This is a genomic window from Echinicola rosea (assembly GCF_005281475.1).
GTDB classification, from domain to species: Bacteria; Bacteroidota; Bacteroidia; order Cytophagales; family Cyclobacteriaceae; genus Echinicola; species Echinicola rosea.
In genome coordinates, this window is the sequence record NZ_CP040106.1 from 2,474,228 (window position 1) to 2,499,536 (window position 25,309).

Genomic DNA, 25,309 nt, shown 5'->3' on the forward strand with positions numbered 1-25,309 from the left:
GACAAAGGATTGTTAGACCATTTGGACTATATTTGAATTGATTATTAAACCATGAATATGAACAAGATTAATTACATAGGGCTATTACTGCTATTGATTGCTTTTTCCTGTGCCAATAAAAAGACTACAACCCACGAGGAAGAGCAGTTGACTGCCAAGAAACCTAATGTCCTTTTGATCTATACGGATGATTTGGGTTATGGGGATGTGGCCAAGTATGGAGGGCAAATCCCCACGCCCAACATCGATAAATTAGCAGCAGAAGGGTTGCTGTTTACCAATGCATATGCCACTGCAGCTACGTGTACCCCATCCAGGTATGCGATGCTTACCGGTGAATATGCATGGAGAGCAAAAGGTCGCGGTGTAGCTCCAGGAGATGCTTCTGCATTGATTCGGCCAGGCCGGGAGACCTTGCCTTCCGTGATGCAGCGGGCAGGCTATAGGACTGGAGTCATTGGTAAATGGCATTTAGGACTTGGAGGGGATGAAGGTCCCGACTGGAATGGGGAATTAAATCCGGGGCCATTGGAAATTGGCTTCGATTATTCCTTTATTATTCCTGCCACTGGTGATAGGGTGCCTACGGTCTTTGTGGAGGATCATCACGTGGTAGGACTGGATCCTTCAGATCCTATCGAGGTAAGTTACCGAAAAAAAGTAGGAGACCGCCCAACAGGCAAAGACCATCCCGAGCTGCTTAAGATGATGTGGTCCCATGGTCATAATCACACCATCGTGAATGGGGTCAGTCGTATTGGTTATATGGCAGGTGGAGAATCGGCTTTGTGGAGGGACGAGGACTTTGCCCAGACGTTTGTGGATAAGGCCAGCAGGTTTATCACCCAGGATTCTGAAAAGCCATTTTTTCTATATTTTGCCACGCATGATATCCATGTACCGCGAATTGCCCATGAGAAATTCCAAGGGGTTTCTGGTTTTGGACCGAGAGGCGATGTGATCGTACAATTGGATTGGACAGTGGGTGAGCTGATAAAGCTTCTGAAAGAAAAGGGGCTTGAAGAGAATACCATGATTATTTTTTCCAGTGACAATGGCCCTGTTCTAGACGATGGCTATGAAGATAAAGCTAGGGAGCTACTAAGTGACCATAAGCCTTGGGGAGTGCTTAGAGGAGGGAAGTACAGCGCCTTTGAAGCGGGAACAAGGGTGCCGTTTATTGTAAAATGGCCAGCCCAGGTGCAATCGGGGAAGACCTCTCGTGCGATGGTCAGCCAGGTGGATTTGGTAGGTTCGTTCGCTGGATTTCTGGGACAGGAGTATAATGCCCAGCATGCCGTGGACACCCAGGACGCTTGGGCTGCCCTCATTGGAGAGGACAGTGAAGGAAGGGAAGGACTGGTGCAGGAAGCCTTGTTCAGCAATTTGACCTACATCCGGCGTGATGGGTATAAGTTTATCCCTGCAAATAACGGTCCCGATATGGTACCTTGGGGTCCCGTCATTGAAACAGGATTTGCTGAAAAAGACCAACTGTACAATGTAAAAGAAGATCCAGGAGAGACCGAAGATATCTCCGCGGCATCTCCCGGCATAGTGGATGAGATGAAATCTGCCTTGCAGCAGATCAAGGATAAATAATTTCACAAGCAAAGAAAGCATGCAAAAGCGGAAGATAAAGGGCAGGTTTTGACTTTGTTTTTTGGGTAATTGCACTTATTGAAATTTTGTATAAATAGACCAAGGTGATCATGGAAAAACACATCAAAGGGCTAACATTCGTACTGGTGACGTTGGCGTTGTATTCGTGCAGTAATGGTGGAAAGAAGGAAAATGCTCCAACTCCTCCGAATATCATTTATATTTTGGCAGATGATATGGGAGTGGGGGATATCCAGGCCTTTAATCCGGACGGAAAAATCAAAACGCCCCACCTTGATCAGCTGGCAGCAGATGGCATGCGGTTTACAGATGCGCATACCTCCTCATCGGTCTGTACTCCCACCCGCTACGGGATCATGACCGGTCGGTATAACTGGCGTTCAACCTTAAAAAGTGGTGTGCTATGGGGTGATGCGGAAGGATTGATAGACACTGCACGGGCTACGGTTCCCTCTATTTTACACAACCAAGGATATCATACCGCATATGTTGGAAAATGGCACTTGGGCTGGAACTGGGCACATGACGAAGATGGTAATATCGATTTCACCAAACCCATTACCCATAATCCCAATGATAATGGGTTTGACTATGCTTACGGCCATGTGGCCTCTTTGGATATACCGCCTTATGTTTACGTGGAAAATGGAAAAGTTACCGCCTTACCGGTGGATTCTACGGAAAGCACGGACAAGTACGGTTGGTGGAGGAAAGGGGCGACTGGTGCTGATTTCGATCATGAGGATGTCACGCCAAATTTTTTCAGGAGAAGTATAAAATATGTTCAGGATAGGGCTGCTTCGGATAAGCCGTTCTTCTTGTACCTGCCCTTACCATCGCCACATTCTCCGATCTTACCCACTGCTGAATGGCAGGGAAAAAGTGGCTTAAATCCATATGGAGACTTTGTGATGATGGTGGATGATTATGTGGGGCAGTTGGTAGCTTCGGTAAAAGAGGCAGGAATTGAGGAAAATACCTTGTTTATTTTTGTCACCGATAATGGGTGTTCCCCTGCCTCCAAACCTGACGAACTGATCGCGAAGGGACATCATCCAAGCGGTCCTTATCGGGGATTTAAAGCGGACATCTACGAAGGAGGTCACAGGGTGCCATTTATCGCTAAGTGGCCCCGGATCATCAAGGCTGGGACAGTAAACACTCAGACCATCTGCACCACAGATCTAATGGCCACGTGTGCAGAGATCGTGGGATATCAGCTCAAGGACGATGAAGGAGAGGATAGCTACAGCTTATTGCCGCTTTTTGAAGGCCAGGATCTTTCTCAACCATTTCGAGAAGCCACCGTTCACCACTCCATTAATGGTAGTTTTGCGATCCGGAAGGGTGATTGGAAGCTGGCCATGTGCCCAGGATCAGGAGGATGGAGCTTTCCGACACCCAAGGAAGTGAAGGAGATGGATTCCCTGCCTCCGGTTCAGCTGTATAACTTGAAAGAAGATCCCGCTGAAACCAATAATCTTCAGTCGACGTATCCGGCAAAAGTAGAAGAATTAAAGCAGTTATTGACCCAATACATTACCGAAGGGCGAAGTACATCTGGCAAACCACAGACGAATGATGGGAATGGTGTCTGGGACCAATTGTGGTGGATGAAGTAATAAAAAAATACAAGCCTTTTCCTTTAAAATTACTTGGTTGGCAAATATAGTATCAATATTGGAGAACTTAATTAGTGCAAAAGCCCTTATTTTACATTAATTTGAATCCTAAATCATTTAATGGGTTTTATTAGGGTTTGAAAGGTAAAAATCCCCGGACAATATTCCGGGGATTTTTTATTAGTCCATTTCACCAATAAACGGAAGTTCTTCCTGCATGGCATTGCGGATGGTGGAGTGAATATAATCATCTACCTGCATAAACTTTGCTGCATCCATGGCACTGGTTGCTTTTTTAAATTTCTTATAGTATTTCGCGTGAAGTTTGGTCAGTTTTAGGGAATTGCTCAAGGTTCTTTTAGCCAAATTGTCTGCCTCGTCTTCATCCAAGGTCGAATAATTGTCCAAATATTCGTTGGCGATTAGAATTCGCTCTCGGGCGATGGCTTTTCGTTCATCTTCATAGTCTTGGTACACATGCCAAAAAGCGGGCTGGTCAGTTTCTGATAAGTCCATGTAGTTTTCGATCAACGTTTTCTTTTCCATACCGAATTCTGCTTGGATAAGTTGGATTTCTTCGTCTGCGGTCATTTGTGCATGGACGAGTACAGGGAAAAAAAGTAAGGTGGCGAAAATCAGGTGTTTGAAATTTTTCATAATTGAATTGCAGTTTAATATTTCAACTAAGTTAGCCCCGTGATGCCGGATGGTGACTTTTTATGGGGAGCTGCTTGCCAAAAATGAGGAAATCTTTGCAAGGAATGAATAAAAGAGATTTTATACGGTTGAAGAATTTGGCGCTCTTGGCTTTAGGTTTTGCTTAGATTGATAAGTCCTAAGGAAAATGTTGATGACTGGTATGTAAAAGCTTTTTGATTATCCTGTCACATAAATAATGGGATCCAGTAAATTGTGATAAGGGGAGGCAACTGTATGGCGTTGGCATGTTTGTATAGTTTTTTTACTGAAAATCTGGGGTTATTATACCCAAAACAGAGAGAATGGTGAAGTATATATGGTTGTTTTTAATAGGCCCATCAATGGAGCATTGCGAATAAAAACACCTTCAAAAATTTCTTTGGGGAAGGTCTATGACCTCAACAATCCAAAAAAAACATACACCCCTGAAGAAATTCACCGCAATGAATATTTTATTCATTTGGACAAGGAGGATTTGACCGCTCCTAAGGTCATTGTCATCAAGCACTTGCGAACCGGAGGTGAAACCAAAGGGTATGAAAAAGCAAAGACCTGATGATATTTAAGGATAACTGAAATTACAGCTTCGTTAAAGTTATCTTTTGATAAAAAAATATAGCCTGTAAATTCGAGGTGTTAAATAAGTTTATTTAGCGAAAAATTTAAGCATGAATCTATTGGTTCATGCTTTTTTTGAATTTTATTGTTAATTAATAATAGTTTGGCAAGTTATAATTGTTATATTTGTGTCTGTAGAAATTCTACAAAGTGTGGATATTATCTACACACATTCCACACTTTAAAACGTAGAATGTGGCTTCTAGGGCTGATTTCATAAATGGCACGGGTTATGAACACTTGGTTATCAAATGAAGCAGTAAATGATTAAGCTGAGAAGAAAGGTACTGTTGTTGGTGTTTTTGATTGGTTTTTTCTTGGTGGCATTAATTGGAGTCACTGGGATGCAATTAAAAAGAGAAGTGGGTAAAGTGACTATAAAGCTTGCTTCCAGCGTACCAAACAACAGTATAATGTATCAACCCTAGAAGACAGATTAACCCATGAAGTTGTTGATGTGTATGAGTGTATTGGGAATGATGCTATTGGCGTCATGTTCCAATCAACGTGAGAAGGCGAATTCGGATGATGAAAAGCTTCAATCCGAAGAAGCGATGCCGGATATTGATGGGGTGAGTGAACTGCAAACCCCTTCAGATGATGAAGCTCAACGAGACGAAATTTCCGAGGGAGAACTTCCTGAAGAGGTGACCAATTTGTTGAAAGATGATTCTCTGCTGTCAGCGCTTCAGCTCAAAAAGGTGTACAAGGTAATGGAAGATGGAGAAATCTTTTATGACATTGCTTTCGAGACCGACGAGAAGGAGACCATGATGGTATTGATCAGTGAAGAGGGTGAAGTGCTAGAATACTAAACCAACCCAAAATATACATGAAAAGAGTAGCTTTCATCATTGCATTGGGCATGATGATGTCCCTAGAAGTGAAAGCCTCGGTGGCGATATCGTCAGAAGGATCGATAGTCCATTTGCAAGACAGTTTAGAAATTGCTCCTGAGGATTTGCCTCAGGCAATTAAAGATACGATAGACGAGAAGTCTGAGACCAAAGATTTAACCATTTCGAAGGCCTATCAGGTGACAGATGAAGAAGGTAATGTCATCTATAAGGTGAAATTCGGAACGGGCGAACAAAGCATCGAAAAGAAATACGATGCTGAGGGAAAAATACTAGTAGAGGAGTAGTAGTTTCTTTTTATTCATGACTAAAGCACCGATTTTTTGAGTCGGTGCTTTCTTATTTTTATCCAAAATTGACCAAGCCATATTTCGGATCAAGCGTAAAAGTTGGGAACTGCCAGTTTTCTAAATGGCAGAACCACCGATAAAAAATGCCACAAAGGCACCAATTGCATGTGGGACCTCGGCTCTATCTGGCGAATAGGGGTCAAGCCGAAAAGTTTGGGGCATGTTACTCTATAATGAAAATTTGCAGTTCCCCCCAGGGCGAGCACTTTTAAACTATTAGTAAAGAGATGTCGGCCTGAATTATATAACTTCATGGGCTGGCAAAAGGGATTTGATTTCCCAGGGAGAGAGGTAAAGTACATGGTACGAAATACGATTTATTCTATCGATGGTAATGTGTATGATGTACACGCGATGGCTAGCCCCAGAGGGGCGGTATATTCGTGTCAAGTCGAAAAGTTCGGGACTTGTGGAAAGCTTACAACGCAGATGTTTATGATTCGCGCTGATTTTTTTATTAAACGGTAAAAGCCAATTTGTATAGCAAAATCCTTGAAGTTTGGAGGTGTGAGTGTGGCATCGCTACGGTTACCCTGTCTAGCTGCCCATAGCCGTCAGACTAGCGCATATAGGTTGCTGAAATTCTATATCCTTATTGATGTTTGTGCTCTATGCAAATGGCGTTAGGGAGATTGCAAATCCCCATTGTCCTGATTCGGGATTACAAATCCCTATCAGCTGTAGCCTTTTAAGGTAGTGGTGAGTTGAAAGCCCAAATTCACCTTAATTGGATCGCTGTCGGATGATTTCATAGATTAGTACGCCGCTGGCCACTGATACATTAAGGCTTTCGATATGACCGGCCATGGGAATGCTGACAAATTCATCACTGAGTTCCATCAGGTCGTCGGATATACCATCTTCCTCAGAGCCCATGATGATGGCCGTAGGTACAGCATAATCCGCGTCGTACATTTTTCGCTCTGTTTTTTCAGTACAACTGATGATTTTTAGTCCCATCTTTTTGAGGTCTTTGACCATAAAATGGAGATTGCGTGCACGACAGACCGGTAAAAAGTTAAGCGCTCCTGCGGAAGTCTTTACGGCATCAGAGTTGATCTGCGCGGCGCCTTTTTCAGGGATAACGATGGCGTGGACACCTGCGCACTCGGCTGTTCTGGCGATGGCACCAAAATTCCTCACGTCCGTAATCCTATCCAATACCAGGATCAAAGGATCCACACCTTTGGAAAAACACTCTGTAATGACATTGTCGATGGAAGCATATTGGATGGCAGACATGTGGGCCACGACACCTTGGTGGTTTTTTCGGGTGATCCTATTCAGCTTGGCCTCAGGAACCCTTACCACCGGTACCCGCTCTTGTTTCGCTTGACTAAGGAGTTCTTTGATCAGGTCATTGTTAAGCTCTTTGTTGACAAGGATTTTGTCAATATCCTTATGTGCATGGAGTGCTTCCATCACTGCTCTAGTGCCAAATATGAAATCTTTCTCGTGTGCTCCCTTTTCTATCAGAAAGCCATCTTTCCGCTTCTCCATAATGTAATGCTTTGGAACCATTCAGGCTGATATGACCTCGACCGGTTCAGCTTGTAGTAATTCGGTGTGAATATATTCTTAATGCGAGCAAAGGTAAAGCTTATTTTTGACTTGGAGCCTATTTTATCATAAATCCAAATTTCTTTATCCGCATCAAAAAACACACTGGCAGGCGGCCCCATGACCGTATAGACCATGCCGCGGTCGGTTTTCCATCCTTCTTTGAAATCCGTAAATAGGATGTTGGCAAACTCGATTTGACGGAAATACTCGCGGATAATGTTTTGTGCTTTTTCCGTGTCATGCGTCAGTTCCAACCAGTATTTGTCCAGGGCTTTTTTCTTGTCTTCTGCGGCACGCAAGGCTTCATGTTCATTTCTGGTAGATATATATACCAATTTGTCGATCATCTCATCATAGGTGGATACGCGGGGGTAGGCGGCATTAGTGGTTTTGACCATAAATCCAGTTTGCTCCGTAGTGTCCGATTGGACAAAATAATATCCTTCATCTCCAAATGGCTGAGGGACATTGACCAAGAACTCACCGTTATCGATCACCTGAATGTCCTTGGCTACCGGTGCAGGCCTAGTTTCCATGGGCGGCAAGGGGATTTCAAAATCCTGCGGGTAAAAATAATTATAAAGGTTCATGCTTTTGTCACTCTTGAAAAGCAGCGCCTCTCCTTTATTGATGAATGTTTGATCAAAGGGAATGTCATTATCGTAATAGGCACCAAAACTAGGGATGTCACCAATGAATGGGCTGATCAGGTCAGCATGGTAAACATATTGGTCGCCTTGCCGAGTGTCCTTGCAGATGATTACGGCATAGGCCTCTTTTTGGTCCAGAGGAATGGTGATGGACTTCTCAAAATAAAAGTGCCTGTCGGTGTCTTTTTTTATATCCGACGCGGTAAGGGGTACAATGTTTTTTTCATTGATTTCTTCATTAAAATCTTCCACCACCACATAGGAGAAGGTATAATCTTCAAAATTTATATTCTCTTCGATTTTTTCCACGGGCATTTGCAACAAAAATTCCCGCTCTCCTGTTTTAATAGGGATGATTTTTGGTGATATTCGCGAATACCGTGAATAGCGAAGGCTTTGGTTGATGTTTTTAAGATTGCTCTGTCCATGGACGATCCCTACTGAGAACCAGCACCATAAGGCACTGAGGAGCATGATTAATTTTATTGTCTTTGTCGTCGTCATCATTCGGTTTTAAAAATTAACCTTATTTTTGCTTAAAATAATAAAATTTTAAATGGCTACCTATACAACGGAAATTGCCTCCGATAAGTTGGTTAGTGATAACCCAATACATCAACGATTATTAAAAGCTTACATTGCGGCAAAGCCCTTGGTAAGTGGCGAATTATTGGAAATTGGCTGCGGAGAAGGCCGAGGAGTAGAAGTGCTTAGCGATCTGGTACAGTCTTACCATGGATTGGACAAAATCGGTAAAGTCATCAATGAGTTACAGCGAAAATTTCCCAAAGCTAAATTTGAGCAAGCGGTAATACCACCCTTGGCGACTGTGCCGGCAGACCATTATGATACGGTGGTCAGTTTTCAGGTGATTGAGCATATCCAAGATGATAAGTTATTCTTGCAAGAAATCTATCGTGTGCTAAAGCCGGGCGGAAAGGCCATTATTTCTACCCCAAATATTCGTCATACACTGAGTAGAAACCCTTGGCACATTAGGGAATATACTGGCACTGAACTGATCCACTTATGTGAGCAGGTGTTTGACAAGGTGGTGGCCAAAGGAATCGGAGGCAACGATAAGGTTTGGAGCTATCATGAGGCCAATAGAAAGTCTGTCAATAAAATCATGCGGTTCGATATTTTTGACTTGCAACACCGCCTGCCGGCATCTATTCTGCGTATGCCATATGAGCTATTGAACCGGATGAACCGCAATAAGCTCCACAAACAGGGAGGGGATGCCGTGACCGGTATAACCCATGAAGATTATATGGTGGTGGATCATCCGGACAAAGGGCTTGATTTGTTTTATGTGTTGGAGAAGAAGTGAGATGGATGTGCAATTCAGAATTACTAAAAAGATATTAGTTTTACCGTAGCGTAATTATTTGTAGGAGTATTAAAGCTAGGAAGAGCGGCTATAATGCCGCTCTTCCTAGTTTTCTATTTCCTGTTCTGCAAAACACCTCTCGGGGAAGCAGTTGGCCCCATTACCTTGTCCAGATTGTTCTGGATTTCAGTGGCCAGCTCTTCATAGCCACGTTCCTGCAGCAGCGGCACGAAGAAGCGCATCATCTCTAGGGAATACATCGCTTCCCTATCCATGGCACGGTCTTTTTCTTGGTAAAATTGCAGCATCTCGAAAGCCCTTCTTGAAAGCACTTCGATGATGTCCAAGGCCATGTCATCTTCACCTAATTCGAATAATGAAGGTACAGATTGGCCGCTGGACAGATCATACGGTATGGCTTCGTTCGGGAATTTTTCCATGCTCAGCTTTTGGATGTCGGCAGCCATGTCCAGCTTATCCTCCATGATCAGCGCATTGGTCAGGCTGTTAAACATGCTACGGTGGTTAGAGGTAAACCTTCTGTATTCTTCATCGAAGTAACTGTCAGGGTTGCTCATGCCGCGGTATGCAAAGTTTTCCGTTACGTTTTTATAGGCTAAGTCTGTGTTGACAAACTCATCGACATTTTGTGGTTTTTGGACCGGTAGCAATCGGTAGGTAAGGCCTTCCATGACCACGTGATTGCTCAGGTCCAAGCTGATGGAGGAAAGAGAGGTGTTGTTAAAATAGATCGGCCTCTCCCAGTTATTGGTAGCGATCAAGTCCAATAACATCAGGTTTCCCTTGGTAAGGTAATTACCCTTTACCCTTAGGTTCATGTGGTTGACGGTGAGGTCCTCCATGCCTTCCGGTACCACGCCGTCCTTGATGACCTCGGCAGAATCCACTTCGAGAATGAGGTTTCTGGAAGGTACTTGATAGATGGTGTTGGTATAGCCCGACTTTACTTTCAGGAGATCACTTTCATTTTTCAAAAGCCTAAGGTATTCTTTTACCGATATCATCTCCAGTCCTTGGCGGTCGTTGACAAAAAGGATGTCGTTGGTTCCCCGCTTGAAGTTCTTTTTCTCCAAAGAGAATGGCAAGGCAGCGGATTTATTGATAGGTCGGGTCATTTGCTCCACGTACCAATCCGTGTCAAAATAGCTCAAGACAATGACGCGCACGTCTGTTCTGAATCCTTCTACCTCCTGTACATACCATAGTGGGAAGGTGTCATTGTCCCCACCGGTAAAGAGGATGGCGTTTTCTTCACACGAAGCAAGGAAGTTTCTTGCTGAATCTACTGAGAAATAGCGGTCAGAACGGTCATGGTCGTCATAGTTTTGGGAAGCCATTAATACCGGTATAGGGAAGGCGATCAGCGTCGCCAAAATGGAAGCTACCGCAAAATTCTTGTTTAGCTTCGCCAATGCATGGGCAATGGCCAATACCCCCATTCCTATCCAAATGGCAAAAGCATAAAAGGATCCCACGTAAATATAGTCCCGCTCACGGGGCTCTACAGGAGGGGAGTTGAGGTATAGTACCAGCACGACACCCATCATCAGGAAAAGCATCGTGGTAAGCCAGAATGATTTGGTATCGTATTTTGCCTGAAAGAGCAGCCCAATGAGTCCGAGTATCAGCGGAAGCATCAGGTAATTGTTGTGTGCCTTGTTGTTTTCAATATAATCCGGGTAGTCTTCAAAGGCATTGGTGATGCCCATCCAGGGAGCATCAGTGATGTCGCTTTCCCGGCCGGAGAAATTCCATAAGAAATAGCGCCAGTACATGTGTCCCAGCTGATGATCAAGCATAAATGCGATGTTGTCCGCAAAAGTAGGTTCTTCACCTTCCCTTAAGCCCAGTTTTTGACGGTAAAGGCGCTTATGCTGGGGCTGTGTGGAATAGATTCGAGGGAGAATCGTGGTTTTTTCAGGGTCGTATTCAGTGACGATTTCATAATCGACGATTTCGTATTTGTTATCTCCTTTGGCATACACCGGGTCTCCCTCTTTTTGTTCTTGTACTTCTGCAGTGAAGTATTGTCCGTGCATCAGGGGACGGTATCCGTACTGCTCACGCTTAAGATAGCTCACAAAACTGATGATGTCCTTTGGTGCATTTTCATTGATGGGAGGGTTGGCATTGGAGCGGATGACAATAAGCGCATACGAGCCGTAGCCGATCAAGATAAATGTCAAGGAGAGCAATACGGTATTCAGGATGACTTTTTCTTGTTTGATGGAGTAAATGATCGCTGCGATCAGCCCGCCCAAAAATAAGCCGATAAAGACGATAATCCCTGAGCCGAATGGAAGCCCAATACTATTGACGAAGAAAATCTCCATGGATCCGGCCAAGCTTGGCAGTCCGGGAATGATGATGTTATTGATGGCTACCAAAGCTACTCCCCCCAAAAGGAAGGCGACAATGGCTCCTTTGAGGTTCGGATTTTGGTATTTCTTGAAGTAAACTACCAAGGCGAGGGCAGGCAACGTCACCAAGTTGAGCAAGTGGACACCAATGGATAGCCCAACCAAATAAGCGATGAAAATCATGTATCGGTTTTCATCCTTGGGATTTTCGATGACATCCCATTTTAGGAAGGCCCAGATCACGATGGCCGTAAAAAAGGACGACATAGCGTACACCTCGGATTCCACGGCCGAAAACCAAAAGCTATCCGAAAATGTGTACACCAAAGAACCAATGATACCAGCTCCCATGAGGGCGATGGTGTGACCTTTGCTTTCATTTCCTTTATCCAGCTTGAATAGTTTCCTCCCGAGAAGGGTGATGGACCAAAACAGGAATAGAATGGTAAATCCACTAAAGAGAGCACTGCCAGCATTCATCCAAAAGGCGATCTCAAGGGGATCTCCAAGTGCGAAGAAAGAAAACATCCTGTAAATAAGCAGGAAGAAAGGTGCACCTGGAGGGTGAGGAACTTGTAGTTTATAGGCTACTGCTATAAATTCTCCCGGATCCCAAAAACTGGCCGTTTCTTCTATTGTCAGAAGATAAACCAGTGAGGCAATTAAAAATAAAACCCAACCTGTGAGGTTGTTGACTTTTCTATAGTTGATCATGTTTGAGTTACACTAATGTGAAAGGCGAAAATAAAAAAATATTCACGAAAACAGGGGGATTTAACCATTTTTAAAAGGTTGCTGGGAAATGGTCATGAAAAAAGGGAAAGCCGAGCTTTCCCTTTTTGGAATATCCTTAAGAAGTGATCCCTTGTTTTTTGTTCATTTCATCGACGAGCTGGCGTTTCAATTTGCGCTCCCTTTCCAAGGTGTTTTTGCGGTGGGTTTCAAATTCCTCTTTGGTTTCCATGAGGTCTTTTCGAGTTTCTGCGATTACCTTGTGACTATTACTATACTTGTAAATAAAGTATGCTAGGGCGATGCCCAAGCCAATGATGACACTCCACATCATAGTGCTGTAGGTTGTCTTGTACACTTGGATCCCCAAGAAGGAGAAACTGTCTTTGGCCGCTAATGTTTCCTTGAGCTCATTTTCGGCATTTTCTATTCCGGTGTTTAGCTGATCGATTTTAGCTTTCTGCTCGTTGATCTTACTGTTTTTTTCTACGATCTGATCTTTGAATACCCCTAGTGAGTCCAGAATGTTTGATTTGATTTTGCTCAGGTTGGTCTTTTTGACCACTTTGTACTCTTGGTAGTTATTGGAGGCATCATTGAGGTAGTCAAACTGGCTTTCTATGGTGCCGCCATTGAGTGAGTTCTGTGGTTTTTCAGACTCAGGAGTTTCCTGTGCTAAAGAGGTATTGCATACAGCGATACACACGAAAAGTGCTATGATAATACTTCTTTTCATTTTGGTTTGGTGTTTAGAAATTCTAGTTGGTTTCGTTATTGTAACACGAGAATACAGGTTTTATTGCACTTTTGAAAGGAAAAAGACTATTAAAACCCCTTTTTGACCAAAAAAGCTCCTTTTTTGACCGTTTTTATAGGTATGTAATGGTTTTTTGGGGGCATATTCTATATTATAGTGGATAATAGGTCTTTTGAATTAATATTGTGAAAACGGTGTTTTTTCAGGAGGTAGTGGAAACTAAAATTGGGCATGATTGGTTTCCTTAGCCAGTTAACTAAACATGAATATAAAATACAGATTGTAAAATTAAGAAAGAGGCTGTTCGTTATCAATCTTAATCGGCATTGTAATAAAATGCCGGATTATCATGAAGGAAAATGAAGAAGGTCGTAATTTTGCAAAAAAATAATTAAATGAAAATCGCAACATACCTTTTCATTGTTCTGCTGTTTGTATTTCAGGAGGTAAATGGCCGACAGTTTCAAAGCGATTCTTTGGACAGCTCATCGGAAGGGCCAACCTATTTATTGCTGGACAAGGGGCTCCAGTTTAGAATTACAGAGGCGATCAACAGCATGTACGATTTTGATTTTGAAACCGCCGAAAGGGGGTTTGCGGTAATGCGGTATTCATATCCTGAGCACCCATTGCCTTATTTCCTTATGGGGCTCGCCCAATGGTGGAAGATTGTTCCTGACATGGATAACGAAGAGCATGACAAGATCTTTTTGAGATTTATGGAAGAAACGATTGAAAAGGCAGAGGTGATGCTGGACGAGGATCCTGATAATAAGGAGGCGGCTTTCTTTTTGGCGGCTGCGTATGGATTTAAAGGACGGCTGCTGAGTGAGCGTAACAGCTGGACAGCGACTGCACTTGCAGGAAAGAATGCCTTAAAGTATATGGAGCTGAGCAAGGGCGAGGAAGAGTTGAGCCCGGAATTGTTGCTTGGTGATGCCTTGTTCAATTATTTCTCGGTTTGGATACCTGAAAATTATCCGTTGATGAAGCCTGTTATGGCACTTTTCCCGAAAGGAGACAAGGCACTTGGGCTGATGCAATTGGAAGAAGTGGCGAAGAATGCATTCTATGCCAGAGTGGAGGCTCAGTATTTTCTTTTCCGGTTATATGCTTCAGAGGAAAACCGTCCTTACGATGCCTTACAGATTACAGCGTATCTGCATGAAAAATATCCAAACAATCCTTATTTCCATCGTTTTTATGCCCGACAGCTATATGCCGTGGGGAGAGGAGCACAAGCAAAAGACGTGTCGCTTGATATCTTGGGACGGATAGAAGAAACCCAGCTCGGATATGAAGCCAACAGCGGAAGATATGCCTCGTTTTTTGCTGCCCAATACTATGATCGGATAAATGATGTGCCGAATGCCAAAAAGTACTACGAAAAAACACTTTCCTTTGGAGAGGAGTCAGAGAACCAAGAAAGTGGGTATTACCTTTTTGCCTTAGTGCATTTAGGGAAGATTGCTGCCAGTGAAGGAAGGGATAAAGAAGCAAAGGAATACCTAAAAATGGTGAAGAAATATGCGAAGCGAAAACACCCCGCTCATCAAGAAGCCAGAGATTTTTTAAAAAAGAATAAACTTTAATCCAGTTTGCTACGTGTATATTAAAATGAATCAGGAGAAAATTTGAAATTTTGGATGTAATAAAGTTTTATGTCGTGAAAAGTTTTAAATATTCGAGACTAAAATTAACAATATTTTGTATTTATGGTCGTTTTTTGCCTTGAATAGCTTTAAAATAATTTGAAATTATATTACCTTTGCACGACATAAAATTTCGCAAATACTATAAATCATGGATAATCACATAAGAGTAAAATTCGACAAAATTGATCGCAAAATCCTTGAAATCCTTCAGGCAAACGCGAAAATCACCAATGCACAGCTTTCAAAAGATATTGGTTTGTCTCCTGCTCCTACCTTGGAGCGTGTGAAGAAACTGGAGCAGTCTGGAATTATCAAGAGCTATCACGCAAAACTGGATCCCGAAAGAATCGGTCTTGGCGTAAGTACTTTTGTTTTGGTAAGCCTAATCGGTCACAATAAATCAAATATTGATGCTTTTATGAAGGAAATCGAAGCGATTCCGGAAGTGATCGAGTGCCACCATATCACCGGAACTGGGGACTTTATTTTGAAGATTATCTCCAAGGACATTACTTCTTATCAGAAGCTGATGCTGGAGAAGGTAAGTGAGATTAAGGAAGTGGACTCTATGCAGTCAATGGTTATTCTTTCTACCTTTAAGGACAGCAAAGTATTGCCAATCCCTGCTTAAATTAAAAGAAGTTTAATCAAATGAGGGTGGCTGTTCAGTCGCCCTTTTTTTTTGAAAAGTACTGAATATTATGGAAGAAAATCCTTGGAAAACCAAGTCTAGGAAGTCATTATACTCCAATCCTTGGATAGAACTTGAAGAGCACCAAGTGGTCACCCCCGCAGGTACTGACGGCTTGTATGGGAAAGTCAAATTTAAAAATAAGGCCATGGCGATTTTGCCCGTCGATGAGGAGCTCAATACTTGGCTGGTGGGGCAATTTCGGTACACTATTGATGAATATAGTTGGGAAATCCCCGAGGGGGGTAGCCCGATAGGAGAGGACGTTCTTGAGGGAGCCAAAAGGGAACTGAAAGAAGAAACGGGGTTGGCGGCAGAGAGATGGACGCCGATCATGCGGTTTCATACTTCGAATTCTGTAACAGATGAAGAAGGTTTTGCCTATTTGGCCCAGGACCTGACCCCGGGGGAAACCGCCTTTGAGGATACGGAGAAAATTGAGGTGAAAAAGCTGCCCTTGAAGGAGGCTGTTCAGAAGGTCCTCGATGGAGAGATCACTGATGTGATCAGTGTGGCGGTGTTGTTAAAAGCCGCCAGAATGCTCGGTGTATAAAATTTTTCGACGATTTGTTCCCTATTATATCGTTAGGGACTTAGGTGCCAATGGATGATGAATTTACAGCAACTTAACTTTAAGGAACATTTTTCCAAGACCTTTAACCTTGCCTATCCCGTGATGTTGAGTCAATTGGGGCAGGTGTTGGTAGGAGTGGCCGACAGTATGATGGTCGGAAGGCTAGGGGCAGAACCGCTTGCGGCAGCCTCATTGGCCAATAGCATCTTTTTCGTGGTGATGATGTTTGGTACTGGGGTTTCGATGGCCATGACACCACTGGTGGCTGCTGCCGATGGCGAAGGAAAGCCGCGTAAGATCACACGGATTTTTAATCACGGTTTTGCCATAAACGGGTTTACGGGTGTTATTTTGTTTTTGGTGATTGTATTGGCATCACCACTGCTGGCACATATGAATCAGCCCGAAGGAGTTGTGGAGCAAGCGATTCCATTTTTGGGAGTGATTACACTTTCTTTGATCCCGCTGATGTTTTTCCAGACGTTCAGGCAGTTCGCCGAGGGATTGAGCCATACCAAGGAAGCGATGCTGATTACGATCTTTTGTAATGTGATCAATGTCTTCCTTAACTGGGTGCTGATTTATGGTCACCTAGGGTTTGCCCCCATGGGGCTAAACGGAGCAGGTTGGGCGACATTTATTTCAAGGGTGCTGATGGCATTGGTGATGGCGTATTTTGTGTGGAAAAGCCCGTTGTTTAAGAAGTATAGGCTGAAATTGGATCTTCGCAAACTGTATTTCCCGATGTTCAGTAAGCTGCTGAAGATCGGTGTCCCTACGGGCTTCCAGTTTGTTTTTGAGGTCGGGGCGTTCAGTTCGGCGGCTATTATGATGGGCTGGATAGGGGTAAATGCACTGGCTGCCCACCAAATTGCCATTAACTTAGCATCTATCAGTTATATGATGGCATCAGGTTTGTCTGCCGCCGCAATGGTAAGGGTAGGGAATCAGTTGGGCAGAAATGATATCAAAACCCTTCGTGAGGCCGGATTTACATGTTTTGGGATGATTGCAGCGTTTATGTTGTTGTTTGCGGGGATTTTTATTGCTTTCAAAGACTACCTGCCCTTGCTTTATATTGGGGATGCAGATGTGGTAGAAATGACAGCCGGGCTGCTCGTAATAGCAGGGTTGTTTCAGCTATCCGACGGTATTCAGGTAGTGGGACTGGGGGCGCTCAGGGGGATGGCGGATGTGAAGATGCCTACTGTGATCACGTTAGTGGCGTATTGGGTGATCGCCCTTCCGCTGGGATACATGCTGGCTTTTCACTGGGGTGCTGAGGAAAAGGGCATTTGGTATGGACTCTTGATTGGTCTGACCATCACTGGGGGGATGCTACTTTGGCGGTTTCAGCGCTTGAGTTTGCGGTTGCTCTCTCGGAAGCGTCAGCAACTGGAAGTAGTGTGAGGGTGTGTTTTATATGGGTTAACCTATTGATGATATTGTATTGAGCAGGACATACGGGATCAAGCGGAAAAGTTGGGGTCTGCCAGTTTTCTTAATGGTAAAACCACTGTAAAAAAATGCCAAAAAGTCCCAAAGGCACCAGTGCATGTCGGACCTGCATTGAAAGATGGCACTCGAAAGCTAACTCCTGAGGAGTGACACGTTCATAACCATGGGTGAAGCCCGTGGTAAATTGCCCATCCAACGTTTTTAGTTATAGCTGCATTCCCCAGCCTATTCCTTAAAAATTCCCGCTAAAACCCATTCGTACGGATGAAGGAAGCAAATCGTTTTAATGGTATGAAATTCTCTTTCATAAGACCATGTAAACATTCGTCCCCCCCAGAAATATTGCTTGATCCCTCATACGTCTTAGCTTTTTTCCAATAGGATTGCTGTCATACGTACCGGTGGCATCATGGTCGGTCGGATCTATGCTGTGGCGCATGCGGTATGCCCCATCTTTGGAGGAGGTCTAAATGGAGAAAAATGCTGATTTTAGCTGAATACCTTATTACCCCTTCCATATTTATAGGAAGGACAGGTGTATATCCCATTGGGCATTTTTAAATGTGTTTACCCTTTAGAATTTAGCCTATGTCAGGGTCTTTTGGAGAGTTTATTTTATCTTTATCGAATTGTTTGCAGTTTTTAAAGAGACCAATCATGCGTACAGAAAAAGAAATAGCAAGAACGGCTGCCTTTTCCAGGACCACCATTACCGAATTGATGATTCCTTCTTATGCCAATTTTGGAGGGAAGATACACGGTGGGATTTTACTTTCCTTGATGGATAAGGTGGCATATGCTACGGCCAGTAAGCACAGTGGTGCCTATTGTGTGACCGTTTCGGTAGATACAGTGGATTTTTTGCAACCGGTGGAGGTGGGAGAGCTAGTGTCTCTCATGGCTTCCATCAACTATGTGGGGAACAGCTCCATGGTAATCGGGATAAAGGTGATTTCTGAAAATGTAAAAATAGGGAATGTCAAGCATACCAACACCTGCTATTTTACGATGGTCGCCAAAGGTGAAGATGACAGGCCAACCAAGGTCCCTAAGTTGATACTGGAAGATGCTACTGATGTCAGAAGGTTTGTAGAGGCAATTTACCGCCGGAAGTTCAAACAGAATTATGAGACCAATTTACAGGAGATAAAGTCCAATTGGGAAAAACAAGATATCGATAAGCTGCTGAAAGATCAGCGCTGTATTAACCAGGCTAAGAAATCTTAGAAGGAGATGGAATAAGGAAAGTAGTGTTGAGATTTGAGAAAAATGTCTTCAGTGTATAGGTCTTCTCTGACTTGAACTCAGGTTGTGTTGGGTGCTGTTCCAGCATTGGCGGACATTGGATCTCTGACTCAACGGGGTCAAAGAGTAACCTTAATCAGCCCGTTTTCATATTGGCTTGGAAGAATGGAGGGAACCTCTAGGTTTTGCAGTCTTTCAAATACCGTCCAAATCCAGAGGATGAAAACCTTGTTTTAATCCAATCCTAAGTGGTCGGGCTGAGTTTTGGAGGCCGTTTTGGTGATGAATAGGTAGATGAAAGCTATTAAGGCTCCTGCGGTTCCTAGGAGGAATACCAGCGGAAATCGGTCATACTGATTGCCGTAAATCCAGCCTGAACCCAACGCTCCAATGCCAATACCTGCCTCCAGGGCGATATACATGGTCGCCAGACCTCTTCCCCTAAAAGCCGATAATGATAAGTCGATTGTCCAGGCGGCGATGGTCGGAGAGGTCATGCCCAGGGCGAATCCGAAAAGTACACCGGAGAAGATCAGCATTTCCTTGGAATGGCTAAAGGCTATGGCTGCCATGGCCAGTGCAAGGCATAGGGTAGCGGCTTTTAAAACGGGAATTCTACCATGCCGATCCGAAGCCCTTCCGGCCAGCAGTCGTATGGCCAGCGAGCTAAGCGTAAAAACGGCGAAGAAGATCCCTTTGTTTGCAATGTTCAGGTATGCGGAGAAATCAGGGATTATGGTGAGGATGATTCCAAACGACAAATAAGAGAAGAATAAGACAAAACAGGGCGAAAACACCCGTTTCTCCAAGATTTCATCTTTTTTCAACCTGAAATGTGCCAATTGGAAAGATTCAATTTCAGGTACAGTCTCCTTTAGGCGAACCAGTAATAAAATGGATGCCAAGGCCACCCCAGATGAACAATAAAAAAGAGGCGTGATCCCGTAAAGACTTGCGATATAGCCTCCAAAAGCCGGTCCGGCAGCCATGCCGAGTGAGCTAAAGAGTGACTGTAGTCCCATCGCTTCCCCGCGACGGTTGAAGGGGACAATGTCCGCCACATAGGCTGAAATGCCCGTAGGGGTGAATCCAGTGCTGAAGCCGTGAAAAAACCGTAAACACAAAAAACCGGCTACTCCGGCAATCAATGGGTAAAGCAGGCTCACTACCAGGCATACCGCAGCACCAAAAATCATTACCGGAACCCTTCCGATCCTATCGGCCAGTTTTCCACTAAATGGTCGTGAAAGGCCAGCAGTCAAGGTGAATAATGAAATGATCAATCCCTTATAATCCTCGCCGCCCAAACTGCTCAAATAAGCGGGAAGTTCTGGAATGATCATGTTAAAACTGGCAAAGAACAGAAAGGAACTTAGACACAACTGCAGAAAGCGCAACGTAAAAAAAGGAGGAAGAATTTTTTGCAGGTTCATGGTTTGCCAATTAAAACAGAAAAGCACACCGAAGGATTTTCGGTGCGCTTATAAGGTCTTGAATGAAAGCTAAGGTCAATTGTTTTCAGCTTCTTCTTCACTTTGTGCCAATAGATAAGCTTTGATAAAGTCGTTCAGCCCGCCGTCCAATACGGTGGGTACGTCTGAAGTTTCGTGACCAGTCCTTGCGTCCTTGACCAGTTTGTAAGGATGCAATACATAATTTCTGATCTGCGAGCCAAAGTCAATCTTCATCTTGCCTGCTTCAATCTTGTCACGTTCAGCATTTCGCTTTTCCATTTCCATTTGGTAAAGACGTGATTTCAGCATTTGCATGGCTTTTTCACGGTTGGCCAGCTGTGAGCGTTCTACCTGACAGACCACCACAATTCCGGTAGGTTTGTGCGTAAGTTGAACTTTGGTTTCTACTTTGTTCACGTTCTGTCCTCCGGCACCACCGGATCGGGAAGTCTGAAGCTCGATGTCAGAAGGGTTGATTTCGATCTCGATGGAGTCATCCACTACCGGATAGACGTACACCGAAGCAAAGGAGGTGTGTCTTCGGCCTCCGCTGTCGAATGGTGAAATTCTCACCAACCGATGCACTCCGATTTCCGATTTTAAAAAGCCATACGCCAATGGTCCGTCAAACTCCAGGGTGACGGATTTGATGCCTGCCACATCACCTTCTTGTAGATCCACTTCCTTGACTTTATAGCCGTTTTTCTCTCCCCACATGATGTACATTCTCATGAGGATGGAAGCCCAGTCGTTACTTTCTGTACCGCCTGCTCCAGGGTTGATCTCCATTAGTGCACTGAGCTGGTCCTCTTCACCGCTGAGCATTTTTTTCAGCTCAAGCTCTTCGATTTCATCGAGCGCATTTTGATAATCGGTTTTGATTTCCTCTTCTTCTACCTCTCCTGCTGTGTAGAATTCGTACAATACCTCCAAGTCCTGAATGCTAGTCTCTGCCTTTTCATAAGCACCTGTCCAGCCCTTTCGTGCCTGGATTTGTTTCATGGTCTTTTCGGCTTCCTCCGGATTGTTCCAAAAATCTGGTTGTGCGGATACGGCTTCTAGGTCTTCTATTTCTGCTTTCTTACGATCGTAGTCAAAGATACCTCCTTAAGGCCGTGATACGCGCCTTCAAGTCTTTCAACTGTTCTGATGTCATAAAATTATTTTCGTTTAATTGATTTTAAGAATGGCGAATTTCGGCAAATTTTATGGCTTTACCTAAATCCCAACGGTGATCTTTCTGGAAGCATTCGGATTCCATTGGATTTTGGGATTTATCCCCTAAAAGTGCTCGACGGTAAAGTGTTTTTTTACAAGGATTGTTGCCACGAAGACGCTGGGGAGTAGCCGCAGGCGTGTGGTCCATACCTTATATTTACAAATAAAAATCCCAGTAGGTGGTGTTGAGTTGAAAACTCATTGCTTTTAGGTTCCGCAGCATAGCTGTCGGAACAACGGGAAGGTATTTGCCTTGCAATCTCCGCCCTATATGAAAAACTTTGTGTCCGGGTAAATTAGTGGCCTTTTGTTTCATTGCCATGTAAAAGTGCATTCTGTGAATAACCCCGCTTACAGATAAAATAAAACCTTCCATCCAGAAAAATTACTTTATCCTAGTTATTGGTAAAGGTTCTTTTTGTCGTCTTCCTCTTCTAGGGGAGCGATATCCAGGTAAATGATTTGGATCTTGTTCCTTCCTTCATTCTTAAAGTACTTTTTCTTAAACCTTGAGATGACAAAGCTCCCAGCAAGCAATGCACCCGATATAATGAGCCCTCCCTTGGAATAAGAGAGCTCACCTTCTGTATAGAGGCTGTTGATGGTTTCCGCTGTGAGCAGCAGCCCGCCAGCGGCTGCAAAGATGGTGCTGAAGCTTCTGATGGTTCGGTTTTGTTCACGGTTGTCGCGTACGTCCACTACCGCGATATTTTCTGGACGGAGGATGTTTTCCCTAAGGACCAGAAAATCCCGGTGGATTTCTTTGATCTGATCACTGATGAAATAGTCCATGTCTTTGGTTTGATAGGTGATCAGATCCCCTTCATCATACCTGATCTTGGTTTTTTGGTTTCCTCCTTTCTGCAAAATCAGATATCGTTGGGCCTGGGCTTGGGGAAGGCTTAGGGCAATTATGGCCAAAATGATAAAAAACAAGGGAAGTCCTAAGTGCTTTTTCATGTGCTACTGGTTATGATTAGAAAAATTCACTTAATATTACGTGAGATGGCAAAGTGGGTTTGCAGATGGTCAAGAATAATGTTGAAATCCGCAAGGTAAATAAAAAAGCATTCCAGAGGTGTTTTGTTTCCTGAAATGCTTTTCGTGAATTTTTTCTCCTGATTTGGCTAGACTTTAGTGATCCATCCATGAGTGTCTTCTTGCCGGCCATATTTAATGGCGTCAAGGGTTTCCAACACTTGGTAGGAGAAGGAATCAGCTGGTTTCTCCGGCAGGTCGTAATCCTTGTCCCCAACATTGATTTTGTAAATATGGGCAATGGTGGCGGCAGTTCCCGTACCAAATGCCTCTTGGAGGGTGTTGTTTTCCAACGCTTCTTTGAGTTCTGTTACAGTCAGGAATCGTTCATCCACTTCAAGGCCTTTTTCCTTTGCTAGTGTCAAAACAGAATCACGGGTAATGCCCTTGAGGATGGTGCCCTTGGAAGTAGGGGCTGTGATGAGGGTGTCATTGATGATGAACATAACGTTCATGGTGCCGCTTTCTTCGATGTTTTCATGGCTTTTTCCGTCCGTCCACAGCAGTTGATCATAGCCTTGTTTTTGGGCGATTTGGGCAGGATAAAGCGAGCCGGCGTAGTTACCTGCTGCTTTTGCTTGACCTGTTCCTCCTTCAGCGGCACGCGTGTATTTGGTCTCCACTTTTACCGATACCGGCTTGGCGTAGTAGTGTCCTACGGGACAAGTGAATATCATAAACTTATACGTGGCGGATGGCCGAATGCCCAAATAATCATCCGTGGCAAAGATAAATGGTCGGATGTAAAGTGAACAGCCCGGTTTGTTGGGGATCCAATCCCGATCCACTTCCAAAAGCTTTCTTAATCCATCCATGAAAATTTCCTCCGGAATCTGCGGAATGCACAGCCGGTCAGCGGATTCGTTTAAACGACGATGATTGGCATCTGGTCGGAAGATCAGCACATTGTTGTGGTCGTCTTTATAGGCTTTTAGGCCTTCAAAGACAGATTGACCATAATGAAGGGTGGCGTTGGCTGGATTTAGGCTGAGTGGAGCGTAAGGTGCTACCCGGAAGTCCTGCCATTCGCCATTTTTGTAATCGGCCACAAACATGTGGTCACTCATGACCTGTCCAAAACTCAGGTTCTCAAAATCGGTTCCTGGTAACTTGGATTGACTGGTTTGTTTTATTTGGATGTCTATTGTTGTATTCATGGTATTAAACTCTAGATTCCCACGTGATCTCTTTTACTTCTAATTCTATTGTTATCATCCTTCCCAAGACAAACAGGTAATCTGAAAGCCTGTTGAGGTATTTTATTATTATCTCATCCACCACCTCTTGGTCATGGAGTGCGGTGACCCTTCTTTCAGCCCTCCTGCACACTGTTCTGGCCACATGGCTGTATGAAATGGCAGGATGCCCACCGGGCAATATGAACTTTTTCAAAGCGGGGAGTTTTTCTTCCATCAGGTCGATTTCCTTCTCTAAAAAGGCAACATCCCCTTCTACAATATCTGGCTTTTTTACGTTCTTGTTTCCTTCCTCAGTGGCCAAGTCCGCGCCGATAGTAAACAGCCGGTCTTGAATCGTTTTTAACTGATCGGAGCGTTTTTTGTTTACCTTTTGGTCCTTAAGTAAACCTACAAAAGCATTTAGCTCATCCACGGTCCCATAAGCTTCTATTTTTAAATCAGCTTTGGAAACCCTACTTCCACCCAATAGGGAGGTCTGGCCTTGGTCGCCTCCTTTTGTGTAAAGCTTCATTCAGTAACGTTTTTAGGTTTGCTTCAGGTATAAAGAAAAGGTAAAATATTCTTAAGCCCTTGCTAAAGAATATTTTACCAATTTCATTTTCTACTTTGAAATCAGGAAGCAAAATTAAGCATTTAATTGCAATACTATTCGCTGACCGCCTGAAAATTATTTTTTGTTGGGTTGGGATTTTTTTGGTCTGTTTCCACTAGGCCGTCCCTGAGCCTCACAATACGGTGGGCATAATGGGCAATATCATCCTCGTGCGTCACCATGATGATGGTGTTCCCCTTTTGGTGGAGCTCATCAAAGAGGTTCATGATATCATAGGAAGTTTTGGAGTCCAGGTTTCCTGTAGGTTCATCGGCAAGGATGATGCTGGGGTCATTGACCAAAGCACGGGCGATGGCTACTCTTTGGCGTTGTCCCCCTGATAATTCATTGGGCTTGTGATTGATCCGGTCTTCGAGGCCTACACTTTTCAGTGCCAAGAAGGCTTTGTCCTCACGGTCTGATTTACTGAAACCGGCATATATAAGCGGCAATGCCACATTCTCAAGGCAAGTAGCACGGGGGAGAAGGTTAAACGTCTGAAACACAAAGCCAATTTCCTTGTTCCTTATTTCGGCCAAATCGTTTTCAGACATATGGCTGACATCTTTGCTGTTCAGTACATAGTTGCCAGCAGTAGGGGTGTCGAGACAGCCAATGATATTCATTAAAGTGGATTTTCCAGAACCTGATGGTCCCATAAAAGCAACATATTCTCCTTTATTGATATCTATGGTGACGGATTTGAGTGCCTGTACTTTCTCGGCGCCCATCACATATGTTTTCTTGATGTCTTTGGTTTCAATTATTTTCCCCATGATAAAAATTGATGTTTTGTATTTCCTAAAGATACAGTTTTAAACCAAAAAGTGTAATGGAATACTCTTAATTTATCTAAAAGGCAAAATGAAAGTATGAAGATAGGCCCATGGAGCCAAGAAAAAAGTGTAGGGGCTATATTCCAGCAAGGTCATGCTTTGATTCGTTGATCCATTTGGGCTGTTTCCGACACTTGTCCCGAGCATACAAAATAAATTTAGAC

22 protein-coding genes are annotated in these 25,309 nt (G+C 43.8%); 11 read left to right on the forward strand and 11 right to left on the reverse strand.

Features of this window, described 5'->3' with window-relative positions:
* Nucleotides 1-57: 57 nt before the first annotated feature.
* The gene (locus FDP09_RS09900; RefSeq protein WP_137402514.1) at nt 58-1,602 is read left to right on the forward strand and encodes a sulfatase family protein; all 1,545 of its coding nucleotides are present in this window, start codon (nt 58-60) and stop codon (nt 1,600-1,602) included.
* 110 nt (nt 1,603-1,712) lie between these two features.
* A complete protein-coding gene (locus FDP09_RS09905) occupies nt 1,713-3,245 on the forward strand; it encodes a sulfatase family protein (RefSeq protein WP_137402515.1) in 1,533 nt (510 codons plus the stop codon).
* 180 nt (nt 3,246-3,425) lie between these two features.
* Here FDP09_RS09905 and FDP09_RS09910 read toward each other — a convergent pair whose 3' ends face one another.
* Nucleotides 3,426-3,902, reverse strand: a complete 477-nt coding sequence (locus FDP09_RS09910; protein WP_137402516.1) for a hypothetical protein — start codon at nt 3,900-3,902, stop codon at nt 3,426-3,428.
* A gap of 358 nt (nt 3,903-4,260) precedes the next feature.
* Between FDP09_RS09910 and FDP09_RS09915 the strand changes: the two genes are divergently transcribed.
* From FDP09_RS09915 to FDP09_RS09925, 3 genes are all read left to right on the forward strand, one after another.
* Entirely contained in the window at nt 4,261-4,500 is a 240-nt protein-coding gene (locus FDP09_RS09915) for a hypothetical protein (RefSeq protein WP_137402517.1), read from the forward strand.
* Between the two features lie 505 nt (nt 4,501-5,005).
* Nucleotides 5,006-5,377: a hypothetical protein gene (locus tag FDP09_RS09920; protein WP_137402518.1), complete on the forward strand. Its 372-nt coding sequence runs from the start codon at nt 5,006-5,008 to the stop codon at nt 5,375-5,377.
* A 17-nt stretch (nt 5,378-5,394) separates the two neighbouring features.
* Nucleotides 5,395-5,706 (forward strand): hypothetical protein, encoded by a 312-nt coding sequence (locus FDP09_RS09925; protein WP_137402519.1) that lies wholly within the window; start codon nt 5,395-5,397, stop codon nt 5,704-5,706.
* A 786-nt stretch (nt 5,707-6,492) separates the two neighbouring features.
* Here the strand turns inward: FDP09_RS09925 and rlmB are convergent.
* The gene (gene rlmB, locus FDP09_RS09930; RefSeq protein ID WP_137402520.1) at nt 6,493-7,269 is read right to left on the reverse strand and encodes a 23S rRNA (guanosine(2251)-2'-O)-methyltransferase RlmB; all 777 of its coding nucleotides are present in this window, start codon (nt 7,267-7,269) and stop codon (nt 6,493-6,495) included.
* Entirely contained in the window at nt 7,242-8,489 is a 1,248-nt protein-coding gene (locus tag FDP09_RS09935) for a GWxTD domain-containing protein (protein WP_137402521.1), read from the reverse strand. The genes rlmB and FDP09_RS09935 overlap by 28 nt, the downstream gene beginning before the upstream one ends.
* 49 nt (nt 8,490-8,538) lie before the next feature.
* Between FDP09_RS09935 and FDP09_RS09940 the strand changes: the two genes are divergently transcribed.
* Nucleotides 8,539-9,315 (forward strand): class I SAM-dependent methyltransferase, encoded by a 777-nt coding sequence (locus FDP09_RS09940; RefSeq protein WP_137402522.1) that lies wholly within the window; start codon nt 8,539-8,541, stop codon nt 9,313-9,315.
* A 113-nt stretch (nt 9,316-9,428) separates the two neighbouring features.
* Here FDP09_RS09940 and FDP09_RS09945 read toward each other — a convergent pair whose 3' ends face one another.
* Nucleotides 9,429-12,410 (reverse strand): glycosyltransferase family 117 protein, encoded by a 2,982-nt coding sequence (locus FDP09_RS09945; protein ID WP_137402523.1) that lies wholly within the window; start codon nt 12,408-12,410, stop codon nt 9,429-9,431.
* A 136-nt stretch (nt 12,411-12,546) separates the two neighbouring features.
* A complete protein-coding gene (locus tag FDP09_RS09950) occupies nt 12,547-13,164 on the reverse strand; it encodes a hypothetical protein (RefSeq protein WP_137402524.1) in 618 nt (205 codons plus the stop codon).
* Between the two features lie 416 nt (nt 13,165-13,580).
* On the opposite strand from FDP09_RS09950, the gene FDP09_RS09960 reads away from it, so the two are divergent.
* The 5 genes from FDP09_RS09960 to FDP09_RS09980 all read left to right on the forward strand — a co-directional run bounded on the left by FDP09_RS09960 (nt 13,581) and on the right by FDP09_RS09980 (nt 18,790).
* Complete coding sequence (locus FDP09_RS09960) at nt 13,581-14,777, forward strand: tol-pal system protein YbgF (protein WP_137402526.1); 1,197 nt, start codon at nt 13,581-13,583, stop codon at nt 14,775-14,777.
* Between the two features lie 211 nt (nt 14,778-14,988).
* Nucleotides 14,989-15,471, forward strand: a complete 483-nt coding sequence (locus FDP09_RS09965; protein ID WP_137402527.1) for an Lrp/AsnC family transcriptional regulator — start codon at nt 14,989-14,991, stop codon at nt 15,469-15,471.
* Between the two features lie 70 nt (nt 15,472-15,541).
* Nucleotides 15,542-16,084, forward strand: coding sequence for an NUDIX domain-containing protein (locus tag FDP09_RS09970; RefSeq protein ID WP_137402528.1), 543 nt, complete (start codon nt 15,542-15,544; stop codon nt 16,082-16,084).
* A 57-nt stretch (nt 16,085-16,141) separates the two neighbouring features.
* Nucleotides 16,142-17,515, forward strand: coding sequence for an MATE family efflux transporter (locus FDP09_RS09975; protein WP_137404987.1), 1,374 nt, complete (start codon nt 16,142-16,144; stop codon nt 17,513-17,515).
* A 705-nt stretch (nt 17,516-18,220) separates the two neighbouring features.
* The gene (locus tag FDP09_RS09980) at nt 18,221-18,790 is read left to right on the forward strand and encodes an acyl-CoA thioesterase (RefSeq protein WP_137402529.1); all 570 of its coding nucleotides are present in this window, start codon (nt 18,221-18,223) and stop codon (nt 18,788-18,790) included.
* Between the two features lie 251 nt (nt 18,791-19,041).
* Here the strand turns inward: FDP09_RS09980 and FDP09_RS09985 are convergent, their stop codons facing one another.
* The 6 genes from FDP09_RS09985 to FDP09_RS10010 form a co-directional block, all read right to left on the reverse strand.
* Nucleotides 19,042-20,241, reverse strand: coding sequence for an MFS transporter (locus tag FDP09_RS09985; RefSeq protein WP_137402530.1), 1,200 nt, complete (start codon nt 20,239-20,241; stop codon nt 19,042-19,044).
* A 75-nt stretch (nt 20,242-20,316) separates the two neighbouring features.
* A protein-coding gene (prfB, locus tag FDP09_RS09990; protein WP_137402531.1) for a peptide chain release factor 2 occupies nt 20,317-21,418 on the reverse strand; the annotation gives its coding sequence in 2 pieces (ribosomal slippage) (nt 20,317-21,357 and nt 21,359-21,418; 1,101 coding nt in all).
* A 461-nt stretch (nt 21,419-21,879) separates the two neighbouring features.
* Nucleotides 21,880-22,440, reverse strand: a complete 561-nt coding sequence (locus FDP09_RS09995; protein ID WP_137402532.1) for a hypothetical protein — start codon at nt 22,438-22,440, stop codon at nt 21,880-21,882.
* A 167-nt stretch (nt 22,441-22,607) separates the two neighbouring features.
* Entirely contained in the window at nt 22,608-23,675 is a 1,068-nt protein-coding gene (locus FDP09_RS10000; protein WP_137402533.1) for a branched-chain amino acid aminotransferase, read from the reverse strand.
* 4 nt (nt 23,676-23,679) lie between these two features.
* Nucleotides 23,680-24,228, reverse strand: a complete 549-nt coding sequence (locus FDP09_RS10005) for a cob(I)yrinic acid a,c-diamide adenosyltransferase (protein ID WP_137402534.1) — start codon at nt 24,226-24,228, stop codon at nt 23,680-23,682.
* Nucleotides 24,229-24,362: 134 nt separating this feature from the next.
* Nucleotides 24,363-25,085 (reverse strand): ABC transporter ATP-binding protein, encoded by a 723-nt coding sequence (locus tag FDP09_RS10010; RefSeq protein ID WP_137402535.1) that lies wholly within the window; start codon nt 25,083-25,085, stop codon nt 24,363-24,365.
* Nucleotides 25,086-25,309: the final 224 nt, after the last annotated feature.